6 protein-coding genes are annotated in these 16,362 nt (G+C 36.6%); all 6 read left to right on the top strand.

Translation table 11 applies throughout. From position 1 onward, the window contains the following. The first annotated feature begins 679 nt into the window (after positions 1–679). The 6 genes from H6G25_RS10775 (at position 680) to H6G25_RS10750 (ending at position 16,329) form a co-directional block, all read left to right on the top strand. A complete protein-coding gene (locus H6G25_RS10775) occupies positions 680–6,049 on the top strand; it encodes a type I polyketide synthase (protein WP_190392528.1) in 5,370 nt (1,789 codons plus the stop codon). Between the two features lie 101 nt (positions 6,050–6,150). Then, positions 6,151–7,881: an SDR family NAD(P)-dependent oxidoreductase gene (locus tag H6G25_RS10770; RefSeq protein ID WP_190392472.1), complete on the top strand. Its 1,731-nt coding sequence runs from the start codon at positions 6,151–6,153 to the stop codon at positions 7,879–7,881. Positions 7,882–8,247: 366 nt separating this feature from the next. Further along, the gene (locus tag H6G25_RS10765) at positions 8,248–9,600 is read left to right on the top strand and encodes a polyketide synthase (protein ID WP_190392471.1); all 1,353 of its coding nucleotides are present in this window, start codon (positions 8,248–8,250) and stop codon (positions 9,598–9,600) included. 4 nt (positions 9,601–9,604) lie between these two features. Continuing rightward, entirely contained in the window at positions 9,605–12,919 is a 3,315-nt protein-coding gene (locus H6G25_RS10760) for a type I polyketide synthase (protein WP_190392470.1), read from the top strand. A gap of 222 nt (positions 12,920–13,141) precedes the next feature. Next, a complete protein-coding gene (locus H6G25_RS10755; protein WP_190392469.1) occupies positions 13,142–14,812 on the top strand; it encodes a PfaD family polyunsaturated fatty acid/polyketide biosynthesis protein in 1,671 nt (556 codons plus the stop codon). 2 nt (positions 14,813–14,814) lie between these two features. Then, entirely contained in the window at positions 14,815–16,329 is a 1,515-nt protein-coding gene (locus H6G25_RS10750) for a thioester reductase domain-containing protein (RefSeq protein ID WP_190392468.1), read from the top strand. Positions 16,330–16,362: the final 33 nt, after the last annotated feature.

The following is a 16,362-nucleotide window of genomic DNA, read 5'->3' as shown; positions in this document are numbered from 1 at the left end:
CAGAATAAATACTAAAATTCATTCAGTTTTTTAGAGCAGAATTACCTAAAGAAACAAAACCTATTCCTTAATAAATCGGGGTTTTGTATTTCTCCAAGTTACAAACTGCTAGATTCTTAAAAAACTGTTTAAGTATTTTTTCACTATTTAGAGAATTTGCCACAGAGTGCTGATTATTTTTGTAACGATTTTGGCAGCTTTTATGAGTCTAATCATCTAAAATAGGTTATCCTGGACTTTAAAAACTGGTCAAGGCATTTATCAATATACAGAATGTGATTATCAACTGGGTAAAACATTCAATGATTAAGAAATAGAAGCCCTTCTGTTTTCATACCTGTAATTTAAGGAGTCAGCATAGCATTCAGGTCTCATACTTCTGGTAAGAAATCATAATTTATTCACAGGATTAAATAAAGAAGTCGGGGATTTTCTATCTTCACTTTCTCAATATCAAAAATCCAGTATTGTCTAGTATTTATTCATGAACAAAAGGTTCTAAAACTGGTTCAAAAATCCAACAGTCGCAAAAAAATGGCGTATATATTCTGTAGTATTAATCTCAAGTCAAGCCTTTAAACTTACCTGGGATAAATGCACTAATATAGATAGAATAAATACCTGTTAATAGCGTATTGTGCTGCACAATTTACGGTACTCAAGATTAGTCTATGCCATGATGTCTTACCCCCCAAAAAAGATAGACACAATAAATACTTCCTTGACGGAATTAGAAGCCGAAATTAATAGTTGTGAACAGGCTTTACTTAGGTTTATAAAGGAAAAAAAAATGAACATGAATAACGGCACATTATCAGAAAATTCCATGTCAAATAAAGAAATTAACAGAAAACTACAAGCAAATCCAATAGCTATTATTGGTATGGCTTCTTTAATGCCTCAAGCGAGAAATTTAAGAGATTACTGGCAAAATATTGTTAATAAAGCTGACTGTATCACTGATGTTCCTTCAAGTCATTGGAGTGTGGAAGATTACTATGATCCTAATCCAAGAACACCAGAAGATAAAACCTATTGTAAACGTGGTGGTTTCATTCCCGAAGTTGATTTTAACCCCATGGAATTTGGCATTCCCCCCAGCATTTTAGAAGTTACAGATGTTTCTCAACTATTAAGTTTAGTAGTTGCAAAAGAAGCAATGGAAGATGCAGGTTATGGTGATTCTCGTGAATTTAACCGCGAGAATATTGGAGTTATTTTAGGTGTAGCAATGGGCAAACAATTAGCAATGCCCTTAGCTGCTAGATTAGAATATCCAATTTGGGAAAAAGTTCTCAAAAGCAGTGGTTTATCTGACGAAGATACTAAGAAAATCGTTGATAAAATCAAATCTGCCTATGTCAAATGGGATGAAAATGCTTTCCCTGGAATGTTAGCAAATGTTGTGGCTGGAAGAATTGCTAACCGATTTAATTTTGGCGGTACAAATTGTGTAGTTGATGCTGCTTGTGCTAGTTCTTTCGGGGCATTAAAAATGGCCATTAGTGAATTAGTTGAACATCGTAGCGATATGATGTTAACGGGTGGAGTAGACACCGATAATACCATCATGGCCTACATTTCTTTTAGCAAAACTCCGGCTGTTAGTCCTAGCGATAATGTTAAACCATTTGATGCTAAATCTGACGGAATGATGTTAGGTGAAGGTATTGGCATGATTCTCTTAAAACGCTTAGAAGATGCCCAAAAAGATGGCGATAAAATCTATGCGGTAATTAAGGGAATTGGTACTTCTAGCGATGGTCGCTATAAGAGTATTTATGCCCCTAGAAAAGAAGGACAAGTTAAGGCTTTAGAACGGGCTTATGATGATGCTGGTTTTTCTCCAGCAACTGTGGGTTTAATGGAAGCCCATGGTACGGGAACAATGGCTGGAGATCCTACGGAATTTGGTTCTTTAAAAGATTATTTTGGGAAGCATGATACCCAAAAACAACACATTGCTTTAGGAAGTGTAAAATCGCAAATTGGACATACAAAAGCCGCCGCAGGTGCAGCTAGTTTAATTAAAACTGCCCTAGCATTGCATCACAAAATATTACCAGCGACAATCAATATTAATGAACCAAATCCGAAATTAGATATTGAAAATTCCTCCTTTTATCTAAATACTCAAACTAGACCCTGGATTAAGGCAGAAGGTGAAACTCCCAGACGTGCAGGGGTGAGTTCTTTCGGTTTTGGCGGCACAAATTATCATGTTGTTTTAGAAGAGTATGAACCAGAACAACGAAATGCCTATCGTTTACATAATAACTCTAGTGAAATGCTATTATTTGGTGCTAGTCAAGCTGAATTAATTAGTAAGTTAGAGGCAACTTTTAATAATTTGCAAGCTAATGATGGAGAAAGATATTATTCTCAATTATTGCAAGAGTGTCAATCGCTAACTATTCCCAAAACAGCGGTAAGAATTGGGTTTATAGCCGAGAATTTACAAGAAGCTTGTAAGTTGCTGCAAATTAGTATTGAGTTACTAAAAAATAAGCCTGACGCAACATCTTGGGAACATCCTCAAGGTATTTATTACCGTTCCTCTGGTATGGAATTGTCTGGAAAAGTTGTCGCTTTATTCTCTGGACAAGGTTCTCAATATTTGGAAATGGGAAGAGAAGCGGTAATGAATTTCCCCAGCTTGCGGCAGTTATATGGCAAGATGGATAATTTGTTAAAACAAAGTAATTTGCAACCGATTTCTGAAGTTGTTTTTCCTCATTCTACCTTTGATGAAACTGAGAAAAAAGCGCAAATTGCAGCTTTACAAAGAACCGAATATGCCCAACCTGCCATTGGTGTATTCAGTGCCGGGTTGTATGGAATTTTGCAGCAAGCTGGCTTTAAAGCAGATTTCACCGCAGGCCATAGTTTTGGTGAATTAACGGCTTTGTGGGCTGCTGGAGTATTGAGTGAGGCTGATTATTTGTTCTTGGTGAAGTCTAGAGGACAAGCCATGGCCGCACCAAAGGACCCAGATCATGACCCTGGTAGTATGTTAGCGGTGAAGGAAGATATCAGCAAAATTGAACCGCTACTGAAGCAATTTCCTAAAGTGAGTATTGCTAATTTCAATTCTCCCACCCAAATTGTTTTAGCAGGTCCAAAGTTAGAAATTGATAAAATTCATCATGCTTGCCAAAAATTGGGATATGGTGCGGTTTTATTACCTGTGTCTGCGGCTTTTCATACTCCATTAATAGCATTCGCACAAAAATCCTTTGCTATTGCTACTAAATCAGTAACTTTTAAAAATCCGCAAATTCCCGTTTTTAGTAATGTCACTGGTAAACATTATCCCCAAGATGCCACAGCAATTCAAAAGAATTTGGAAAGCCATTTGGCTAGTTCAGTGCTGTTTAAACAAGAAATTGAAAATATCTATGGTGCCGGTGGTTATTGCTTTGTAGAATTTGGACCAAAACGAGTTTTAAGTAATTTGGTGAAAGAGATATTAGGAGATCGTCCTCATATTACTATATCTCTGAATCCTAGTCCACAAAAAAATAGCGATCGCTCCTTGCGAGAAGCTGTAGTTGAGTTGCGCGTTATCGGCATGAATCTCGGCAATCTTGACCCTTATCAACTTCCTCCCGTATTACCTACTATTGCGGCTAAAAAGACTCTTAATGTCAAATTAACTGGCATTAACTACATTTCCGATAAAACCAAAAATGCCTTTATTGAAAGCTTGCAGAATGGAGATAAAATTTCAGGAGTTCAGGAGGTTAAAAGTCCAGAAATTCCAGAATTGAAAAGTCTAGAAATTGATAATTCAGAAATTATCAAAATTCCTTCAACGAATGGACATAACGGCAACGGTAATGGACATAAAAAACAACCTGTCATGGCAACTCAGTTACAACCACAGATGAATACTGCAACTCTCATTAAAGAACCAGAGAAAAGATCCATTGCAGAATTGTTCGCACAGCAATCTAGAGATAAAATGCAAACACCAGATCAACTTGTAAATTGCCAACAAATTCTCACCAGTTTGGAACAACTTCTCAGCCAGTTTCAATATAACCAAAGCGAGAATTTAGAAGTTCACAGCACATATCTTAACCATCAAATAGAATACACCAAAACATTCTTTCAATTAATGCAGCAGCAAAATAAATTATTTGCTAATGTTAGATCTTCTGCTGAAGCTGCTCAAATTAAGCAGGTAATCATGGAAAGCTTAGAACGCAGTATGATGCAGTTTCATTCTCAACAAGGTGAAACCCTCCGCATTCATGAACAGTATTTGCGGGAACAAATAGAATATACCAAACACTTTTTCCAACTCATTCAAGAAGAATATTCTCAACTGATTTCTCAAACTCAAGAAACGGCGGCTTTTATTCCCCTATCTACCCCTGAAGAAGCACCTGTTGCTGCTAATGTTACTATTATTCCCCCCCAACCAGTACCAGTAATTGAGTCAAAAGTTGAGCCAAAAGTTGAATTAGAAATACCTATTTCAACTGTCAATAAAGTTATCGAACCTGTAATTAACGAGATAATTGAATCTGAACCTGAACCAATTGCATTAATTCCTGAAACTGTACCCGTAGTTAATAACATTAATCTAGATGATTTAGCCAACAATTTATTAACTATAACCAGCGAAAAAACAGGTTATCCTATCGAAATGTTAGAACTCGATATGGATATGGAAGCAGACTTAGGAATTGACTCTATTAAAAAAGTAGAAATTTTAGGAGGATTGCAAGAATTATATCCTAATTTGCCCAAACCAAACCTTGAAGAACTAGCAGAAAAGCGCACCATTGGTCAAGTTGTCGAATATCTGCAAAAACAGAATCCATTAACAACAGAAATCCCAGCCGAATCAATTATTATTCCTCAAATTCCCACAGAGATAATAGAGGAATTAGCAGCAGAACCAATTATTATTCCCCAATTTTCAATTCCCAGTTCTCAACCTGACGAAAACAGTAACGAATATGCTGATTTAGCCCAAACTCTGTTAAACATTACCAGCGAAAAAACGGGTTATCCGGTGGAAATGTTGGAACTGGATATGGACATGGAAGCCGATTTAGGTATAGATTCCATTAAACGAGTAGAAATACTAGGGGCAATGCAGGAAGCATATCCGAATTTACCCAAACCTAATATAGAAGAACTGGGAGATTTACGGACAATTGGGCAAATCGTTAACTACCTCCAATCACTGGTGGGAGGTGAAAAAAAAAAGCCGCAGTTTGATATTAACCCGGTAACTCCCCTTAATCGCTGCGCGGGGGTGGAGTCCACTATAACAGTGGATTTAACCCCACCACCTATGGTAGACCCTAATCTTCCCCGTCGTCCAGTTCAACTAAGAACCTTACCCAGACCAGATTTTTTGGAAGCACAACTACCAGCAGGACACATTGGTTTAATTACGGACGATGGTTCTTTAACTACCACAAAATTAGTTGATGCACTAGTAGCACAAAGTTGGAAAATTGTAGTTTTGAGTTTCCCCCAATCCTTAATTCCTACACAATTACCATTACCAGCAGGTGTTACTCGCATTACATTGGCAAACATGAGTGAACAACATCTGCAATTATTATTGCAAAGTGTGATTACTAAACATGGATCAATTGGGGCATTTATTCACCTACATCCTCAATTTCAACCTGAAAAACCTGGTCATATTTCCTATCCAGAAGCAGAAAAAGCAATTATTAAACAAGTGTTTTTAATGGCAAAACATTTGAAAGTAACTTTGAATAATGCAGCATCATTAGCAGGAAGAACAAGCTTCTGCACAGTCGCTCATCTTGATGGTAAATTTGGGTTAGGACATGAAACTAATTTCAGTGCAATTGCTGCCGGTTTATTTGGTTTAACAAAGAGTTTGCGGTGGGAATGGCCACAGGTATTTTTTAGAGCAATTGACCTAAAGCCCACTTTAGATCATCAGGAATCTGCTCAATATATTGTCGCTGAATTACACGATTCTAATCGCTATATTGGCGAAGTTGGTTATGGTAATCAAGGACGAGTAACACTGGTTGCTAAGGCTGAATAATTTGTAGGGTGGGCATTGCCCACCATGAGATGACTTTTTTCACCCAGAGTCGCACAAAGTAAGAGTTTGATATTTTGATTTGATTTTTTACGTGAGGATTTATGACTGCAATTGTTGAAATTACTCCATCTTCTGTTTTTGTTGTCAGTGGTGGAGCAAAGGGAATCACTGCTCAATGTACTGTTAAATTAGCTCAACAAAAACGTTGTAAATTTATTCTTTTAGGTCGTTCAGAAATCACTACAGAACCAGAATATGCGCGGGATTGTTTGGAAGATTCTGCCTTGAAAAAGCGCATTATGGAAAATTTGATTTCTCAGGGTGAAAAACCAACTCCCATGATGGTACAAAAGATATTTAATCAAATTAATTCTAGTCGAGAAATTAAGAAGACATTAGCGGCTATTGCAGCTACAGGAGGAACGGCTGAATATATTAGTGTTGATGTGACTGACACTGTAAATTTGAAAGTAAAATTGCAAGAAATTTCTCAGAAAGTAGGTCAAATTACCGGAATTATTCACGGTGCCGGTAACTTAGCAGATAAATTAATTGAAAAAAAGACAGAAGATGATTTTGAGAAAGTTTATACAGCTAAAGTTCAGGGTTTAGAAAATCTGCTCAGTTGTATTAATTCCCAACAATTAGAACATTTAGTATTGTTTTCTTCCGTGAGTGGTTTTTATGGAAATATTGGTCAAACTGATTATGCTATAGCCAATGAAATTCTGAATAAATCGGCGCATTTAATCAAACAACATCACCCTAATTGTCATGTAGTCGCAATTAATTGGGGAGGGTGGGATAGTGGGATGGTAACACCACAATTAAAAAAAGCATTTGCAGAAAGAGGAATTGATATTATTCCTGTGGAAGTTGGTACACAAATGTTAGTTAATGAACTACATCCAGCCTATCAAGATCATACACAAGTTGTCATTGGTAGTCCGATGAAACTATCACCTAGTCCTTTAGGTTCAGAACTTCGCAGCTATCGCATTCGCAGACGAATGACATTAGCAGAAAATCCATTTTTACATGATCATACAATAGCAGGTTCACCAGTCTTACCAGCTACCTGTGCCAAATCATGGATGGTTAATGGCTGTGAAGAAATTTATCCAGGTTATAGATATTTTAGTTGTCAAGACTTCAAAGTTTTAAAAGGAATTACCTTTAATTCTACTTTGGCTGAGGAACATATTTTAGAAATCCAAGAAGTTGCCAAAGTTGATGGTGATTTTGTAGAATTTCAAACCAAAATATTGAGCAAAACCCCTGAAGGAAAAACTCATTATCACTTTAGTTCTCTAATTAAACTGGTAAAAAATCTGCCAGAAGCCCCCATTTATGAAGCAATGGATCTTAGAGAAGATCATATAGTCACTAGCACTGGTAAAGAATTCTATCAAAATGGTGATTTATCCCTATTTCACGGACCAGCATTCCAAGAAATTACCAGAGTTTTAAATATTAGTCCAGAAAAACTCACAGCCGAATGTTGTTGGCAAGAAATCACAGCCAAAGAACAAGGACAATTTCCAGTTAAATGGCACAATCCTTATATCATTGATATAAGTACCCAAACATTATGGTTATGGTTAAATCATATCCATCAAGAAGTTTGTTTACCAGGACAATTAACATACTGTGAACAGTTTTTAGCAGTACCATTCAACATCCCCTTTTATGTTTCCTGTGAAATCATAGCAAAAACCGACACAGGTGTAACTGTCAACTTCATTATTCACAATCATCAAGGAAAAATCTACTCCCGAATCTTAAAAGCAAAAGCCGTAATTTGGCCAATGAAAATGTTAAATAAAAAGTAAAAACCTAAATCTCGTAGATGGGGTTAAGCGACAGTGAAACCCAACAAATTCACCAAAATCTTAGGTTTCCTGATACCATTTCTTTCTGAGGCAGCACCGAACTTTTAACCTTTTTTCTCTCTGTGTCCTCTGTGCCTCCGTGGTTCGTTTATCTTTAAATTGGGTGCATCTTTACACAGAATTGGTATTACATCAACCCAAACCACAATTTTCTATCTTCCTTCCATTCTTCCTAGTTCATTTCTCTTAATTATCTTCCTGCGTCCATAAATCCGTAAACATTGGGGAATCGCGTAAATCCTAAATAACGTAGGGAAAAGATTAAATAATATCTCTTTCCCTCATTCCCCAAGGAGGATTTCAAAAGTGGAAAAAATAGCTATCATCGGGTTATCTTGCCTATTTCCCGATGCTAATAATCCCGAAGAATTTTGGCAGAATCTTACACAAGAAAAAGATTCCACATCATCTATAACTGTAGCGGATTTGGGAATAGATCCCGCTATATTTTACGACAATAAAAAAGGAACACCAGAAAAATTCTACTTCCTTAAAGGCGGTTTTATCCGCAATTTTGAATTTGATCCTAGTGAGTACAATTTACCAGCATCATTTGTTGAAAGTCTGGACAATAGTTTTAAATGGTCACTATATGCCGCTAAACAGGCAATTATTGATAGTGGTTACTTAGAAAATCAAACTGCACTCTCAAAATGTGGCGTAATTTTAGGAACTTTGGGATTTCCAACCAAAGCTTCTAATAGTTTATTTTCTCCTATTTATCAGCAAAATATTGAACCTGCAATTAGTGAACTTTTGCAGAATCAGGATTTTCATTTACCAGGAACAAATAATGGCATCAAAAAATCGCCATATAATGCTATGGTTTCTGGTTTACCTGCTGCTATAGTTTCTAAAGCATTTTCTTTATCTGCAACTCATTTCTGTATAGATGCTGCTTGTTCATCATCTTTTTATGCCATTAAATTAGCATCCCATTATCTGCAATCTGGCAAAGCTGATTTAATGTTAGCTGGTGCGATTAGTTGTGCAGATCCATTGTTTGTCAGAATGTTATTTTCTGGTATTCAAGGATATCCAGATAATGGCATTAGTCGTCCTTTAGATAAGTCATCACGTGGGTTAATTACCTCCGAAGGCATAGGAATGGTAATGCTTAAAAGACACAGTGATGCTATTAGAGATGGTGACAATATCTTAGCCACAATTTGTGGTAATGGGTTATCTAATGATGGTAAAGGTAAACATCTTCTTAGTCCTAATTCTCAAGGTCAAACTCTAGCATATCAAAGAGCTTATTCTGAAGCTAAACTTAACCCCCAAACTATTGATTATTTAGAGTGCCATGCTACAGGTACTTTATTAGGAGATACCACCGAATTTAACTCAATTGAAAGCTTTTTTAGTCCATATAAAGCAACTCCATTAGTAGGTTCAACCAAAACAAATGTTGGTCATTTACTTGTTGCTGCGGGTATGGTAGGCATAACCAAGACAATTTTAAGTATGTCCCATGGTGTGATTCCTCCTACTATTAATGTGACCCAACCTATAGGTTCTGAAAATAATGTTATCTCTTCACAAAACATTGTCAGAACTCCTACTAAATGGCCAAGTCAAGGAACTAAAAAAGCAGCTTTAAGCGCCTTTGGTTTTGGTGGTACAAACTCTCATATCATTCTAGAAGCAGGGAAGTAAGCAGATGAATATTCAGCAACAGAAGACCGCAAAAATGGCAATTGTTGGTATGGATGCCTTTTTTGGTGAATGTCAAGAATTAGATGCCTTCGAGAGCAGTATTTATGACGGAAAACAGCATTTTATTCCTCTACCAGAATCAAGATGGCATGGTATTAATCAACAAGAAACTTTACTACAAGCGTATGGTTTAGAAGTTGGAAAAGTACCACAAGGAGCTTATATTGATAATTTTGAAGTTGATACTTTCGCTTACAAAATTCCTCCCAATGAGGTTGAAAATATCAACCCTCAACAACTCTTATTATTAAGAGTTGCTGACCGCGCTCTCAAAGATGCGAAAATTTCACCTAATAGTAATGTAGCCGTGATTATTGCAGCAGATACAGAATTATCTGTTCACCAATTACAGCAAAGATGGAATTCATCCTGGCAAATTAAGGATGGTTTAAATGGCGCAGAAATCACTTTATCACCTGAAAAAATTCAGCAATTAGAAAGTATTGTTCAAGATAGTATTCACAATCAAGTTGAACTTAGTGAATATCTCAGTTACGTTACCAATATTATGGCTAGTCGCATTTCCTCTCTATGGAATTTCTCAGGTCCATCTTTTACAATTAGTGCCGTAGAAACCGCTGCTTTTAAAGCTTTAGAATTAGCGCAAATGCTGCTAGATACTAATGAAGTAGATGCTGTAATTGTGGGTGCTGTTGACTTAGCAGGTGGGGTAGAAAACGTCTTATTGCGAAGTCAATTTGGCAAAATTAATACAGGAGTCAATACTTTAAGTTTTGACGAAAAAGCCGACGGTTGGAATGTGGGAGAAGGTGCGGGTGCGGTAGTTCTTAAACGTCATGATGTCGCATTGCAAAATCAGGAACGCATCTATGCAGTTATTGATGCTGTTAGTATTGGTCAATCTGCATCTATGGCTATAGATGATACCACCATTACTCAAGTCTGCAAACAAGCGTTTCAACAAGCAGGTATCCAACCTCAAGAAGTCAACTATTTAGAAGTCTGCGCTAGTGGTATTCCTGCCGAAGACGAGGCCGAAATTAATGGTATTCTCCAAGCTTATCCCTCCGTTGGAGATGGTTTACACTGCGCTATAGGTAGCGTTAAATCTAATATTGGTCATACCTTCCTTGCGTCTGGAATTGCCAGTTTAATTAAAACTGCACTGAGTATTTACCACAGATATATTCCCGGAACTCCCAATTGGTCTGGAGTGAAAACACCGCAAGTATGGAAAGGTAGTCCTTTTTATGTTGCTACAGAGTCTAGACCTTGGTTTTTGCAAAAAGAGGTCAAATCTCGAATTTCAGCCATTAATAGTATTGGTTGTGACGGCTCTTTTGCCCATATCATTTTATCAGAAGAAACCCAACAACCAGAGCGCAGTAGCACATATTTAGAATCAAGACCTTTGCATTTATTACCCATTGCAGCAGATGATCAATCTAGCTTATTAGCAGCATTGGATCATTTGCAAGCAAGAATTGAAAATGCTGATTCTCTCAAAGAGATTGCTAGTCAAACCTTTGTTGAATTTCAACAACATTCTCAAAGCAAATACACTTTATCTCTAACTGGACGCAACCAAAAAGAATTAATTAAAGAAATTAATTCTGCCAAAAAAGGTGTAACTAGTGCCTTTGCAAATGGTAAAGATTGGCAAACTCCCATAGGTAGTTATTTCACACCAAAACCACTGGGTAAAAATGGAGAAATAGCCTATATTTATCCTGCTGCTGTTAATACTTATCTTGGCATTGGTCGTAGTCTTTTCCGGTTATTTCCTAAAGTTTTTGATGATGTGATTATCAAAAGTCTTTACGAACGAGCCGCAGATGTTGAAAAACTGGTATTTCCTAGAAGTTTGAGTAAATTGTCAACTCGACAATTGGAAACTCTAGAAAAAAAATTGCTGGATGATTCTTTGGCAATGTTTGAAGCAGAAGTGCTTTTTACCAGATTAATCTCGACAATTATTACCGAAGATTTTCAAATTAAACCTAAATATATTTTTGGATATAGTTTAGGTGAAACTAGTATGATGGTTGCTCAAGGAGTATGGAGCAATTTTTATGAAGTCAGTCACACATTTAACTCCTCAGCTTTATTTGGAGATAGATTATCTGGGGCAAAAAATGCTGTGCGTGAGTATTGGGGACTACCAAAAAATCTCACAACTCCAGAAAATAATTTGTGGAATAACTACGTTCTTATGGCTACTCCAGCCCAGGTTAGAGAATGTTTAAAAAATGAAACTCGCGTTTATTTAACACAAATTAATACAGCAGAAGAAGTATTAATTGCTGGTGAACCAGCAGCTTGTAACCGAGTGATTAAAACCCTGGGTTGTCATGCTTTTCCCGCTCCTTTCGATCATGTGATTCATTGTCAAGCAATGCAATCAGAATCTCAAGAACTGGAAAAATTATACACTTTACCAGCACAAAAAATACCGGGAATTAAGTTTTATTCTGCTGCTAAATATCAATCAATTGAACTTGAGAGTCAACAAATTGCTCACAATATTGCCACAGGATTATGTCAACAACTCGACTTTCCGCGCTTAGTCAATCGTGTTTATGCAGACGGAGCAAAAATCTTTATTGAAGCTGGTGCTGGTGGTATTTGTTCGCGTTGGATAAGTAAAAATCTTGGTAATCAAGAACATATTACCGTATCCCTAAACCGACGTGGTACAGATGATCATAGTTCCCTAATTAAAGCCTTAGCTAAACTATTAAGTCATCAAGTAAAATTAAATCTAGCTCCTTTATATGACTTATCCTCAGAGAATAATAAACAGAATAAATTAACACTGAGGAAAGTTACATTAGGTGGTAATTCCATGACTTCTGCAATTTTGAATGCAGAAAATAGTCAAATTTTTGCTAATAACCAAAAGCAAAAAATTTCTCCTCATCAAGAGTATAAAATCATCAATTCCCTACAGACAGCGGAGAAAATAGCACCCACAGAGATTTACCCTAAACCTAAACACAAACCAGAAAAAAAATCCATGAAAACTATCATGGAGAACGGTTTAGAATTGTCAAAGAAACTAAAATTCTTTGAGTCAACAAAAATCTTAAAGCCAAACATAAACCAAGAACCTACTGAAAAAATTAGCATGAATGATTTAAAGATTTCTCAGTATCAAGCCCTGAGTAACAACACTGCCAAATTAACTAAAACGCACACAAGTTTCTTAGCAGCTAGACAAGATTTTAGTCAGCAAATGAGCGAAATTATCCAATTACAATTAGCTTGCGCTCAAAACCTACTCAACGAAGAGAAATAATCCACTTAGTGTTAAGTGTAAAGCTCTTTTTTTAACAAACCAGAGAGGCACAGAGGACACAGAGGGAATAAAAAAATGCTTAACTGAACTGTATTCAGAAATAGCCTGAAAATTACACCTAGAGGTAAAAAGATTAATGCTCTTTCTCTGTGCCTCTGCGTCTCTGGGTGAACTAAATTCTTCATTTCAAATCCTTTGCTTATACATTGAGGAACAACTACCGTGAAAACAATCGAGACGGTACGAAATCAACATGATAATGGACTTGGTTTTTTCGGCTGGAATCATCATCAAAACCAAATTTGGAAAGGTTCATTAGATTGTATTAGCTTTGAAAAAAATGCCATCAAAGATAAACTATTAACATTAGATCAACCTTGTCATATTATCAAAATAGCAGGGAGAATTGGTGTTACTAATGATGGTTATTTAGCACCTAATGATAATGGTTCATCTGGACAACCTGAACTTTTAATCTCACTGCCACCTCTACGTTTACAACAACTTGGTGATTCTAGTTTTCTTACTGCTTATGGTGTAAAATATGCCTATATGACAGGAGCAATGGCTGGTGGTATTGCTTCTGAAAAGATGGTAATTGCATTAGGAAAAGAAAAGATTTTAAGCTCTTTTGGTGCCGGTGGCTTACTTCCAGAACGTTTAGAATCTGCCATTAATTCTATTCAACAAGCCTTACCAAATGGACCTTATGCTTTCAATTTAATTCACAGTCCCAATGAACCAGCTATTGAACGTCGCGCTGTAGATTTATATCTAAAATATGGTGTCAGAACGGTAGAAGCATCTGCATTTTTAGACTTAACTCCTAATATTGTTTATTATCGAGTTGCTGGGTTAAGATTGAATGCAGCCAATCAAATTGATATCAGAAATAAGGTCATTGCTAAAATTTCCCGTCGAGAAGTTGCAACTAAATTTTTGCAACCAGCACCCGCGAGAATTATCAAAGAATTACTTCAGCAAGGATTAATTACCGAACTACAGGCAAATTTGGCCAGCCAAGTACCAATGGCTGATGATATTACCGTTGAAGCTGATTCTGGAGGTCACACTGATAATCGTCCTTTAGTATGTTTATTACCTTCAATTATTGCTCTCAGAGATGAAATTCAAGCGCAATATAATTACTCAGTTCCTATTAGAATTGGAGTCGCTGGAGGCATTGGCACACCAGAATCAGCATTAGCTGGTTTTATAATGGGTGCGGCTTATATAGTGACTGGTTCAATTAATCAATCTTGTGTTGAATCTGGTGCTTGTGAACATACTAAAAAGTTATTAGCACAAGCAGAAATGGCAGATATGATCATGGCTCCCGCAGCCGATATGTTTGAAATGGGAGTGAAATTACAAGTTCTCAAACGGGGGACAATGTTCCCCATGCGAGCGCAAAAACTTTATGAATTATACCGCAATTATGACTCTATTGAACATATTCCCAAAGCCGAAAAAGAAAAGTTAGAAAAACAAATTTTTCGGAAAAGTATCGCCGAAGTTTGGGAAGGTACAGCCGCTTATTTATCCCAAAAAAATCCTGAAAAATTGGGTAAAGCTGTTAATAATCCTAAACTGAAAATGGCCTTAATTTTTAGATGGTATTTAGGGTTATCTTCCCGCTGGTCTAGCACTGGGGAAAAAGGTCGAGAAGTTGATTATCAAATTTGGTGCGGACCAGCTATGGGTGGCTTTAATGACTGGGTGCGTGGTTCATATTTATCAGAACCTAATCAACGTCATGTTGTTGATGTTGCTAACCAAATTATGAAGGGAACTGGATTTTTATATCGTACCCACAGTTTAAAAATTCAGGGTTTGCAAATGCCTCCTTATTACAGTCAATATCAACCAATTTCCTCTACATTGGAGAAGTAAAAATGAATTTAAAACAGTCTTATACTGCTGAAAGTATTCAAGCATTTCTAGTTTCTCATCTTGCGGAAGTTATTGGAGTTACAACCGCAGAAATTGATGTTCACGAAAACTTAGAAAATTATGGTTTAGATTCTGCTCAAGCCATGATTATTATTAGTAAATTAGAAGAATTACTAGGTTTTAAACCCTCTCCTATTTTACTTTGGCATTATCCCAACATTGCCGCCCTTTCTCAGCGGTTGTCAGAGGAATCAAGTGATGATTCTTCAGGAAAAGATCCAGATTCAGGTACAAATTCTGCTGTTAATTTTGCTCCCCCTTTCCTAGATTTAGCTGCGGAAGCTGTCCTAGACCCCAGCATTCAACCCGTAGGTAATACGGTTTTTGTTTCTCACCCCAAAAATATCTTTTTAACCGGAGGAACAGGTTATTTAGGTGCTTTCCTTATCAAGGAATTACTAGAAGTTAGTGAAGCAATTCTTTATTGTTTAGTGCGTGCTAGTAATGTGGAAGAGGGGAAAAGCAAATTAGAAAATAATTTGCAACAATATGGAATTTGGCAGGATAAATATACTCACCGCATTATCCCCATTATTGGTGATTTATCACAGCCACATTTGGGTATTAACCCAGAACAATTTCAACATCTAGCTGCTAATATTGATACTATTTATCATAGTGCAGCTTTACTGAATTATGTTTATCCTTACTCAGCACTAAAAACAGCGAATGTTTTAGGTACACAGGAAGTTTTGCGTTTAGCTTGTCAAACCAAAGTTAAACCATTTCATTATGTTTCTAGTGTTGCTGTTTTTGAGTCTAGTGCTTATGCTGGTAAGATAGTTAAAGAAGAAGATAATTTTGATGATTGGGAAGGTATTTTTCTCGGTTATTCCCAAACTAAATGGGTGGCAGAAAAGTTAGTAAAAATTGCTGGTAGTCGAGGATTACCTATTACTATTCACAGACCTCCTTTAATTTCTGGGGATAGCAAAACCGGAATTTGTAATACCCATGATTTCATCAATTTAATGATTAAAGGTTGTCTGCAAATGGGTTCTTTCCCCGATGTAGATTATATGTTAGATATGTCTCCTGTTGATTATGTCAGCAAATCTGTTGTTTATCTTTCTCGACAAGAAACATCTGTAGGTAAAGCTTTCCATTTACAACATCCTCAACCCGCTTCTTTAAAATCTTTGGTTGATTGGGTGCGTTCTTTTGGGTTTTCATTAAAGATGATTCCATACCAAGAATGGCAAGCAGAATTAATTAATAATGTCACATCTCCAGACAATCCTTTATATACTTTGCGGCCATTTTTGTTAGAACGTTGGTCAGATGAACAAATCACTATTCCCGATTTGTATTTACAAGCTAGAAGACCAATTATTAGTTGTAAAAAAACTCTAGAAGCATTAAAAGGCAGTTCTATTGTTTGTCCTCCTATTGATTCTCAATTGTTGATGACTTACACATCTTACCTAGTGCAAACTGGCTTTTTAAGTCTTGTCTAATTCCCTTGGCACAGTTGAACTGTGCCTATTTTA

The organism is Dolichospermum sp. FACHB-1091, from assembly GCF_014697585.1.
GTDB lineage: Bacteria > Cyanobacteriota > Cyanobacteriia > Cyanobacteriales > Nostocaceae > Dolichospermum.
This window is presented reverse-complemented; position numbering and strand designations above follow the sequence as displayed.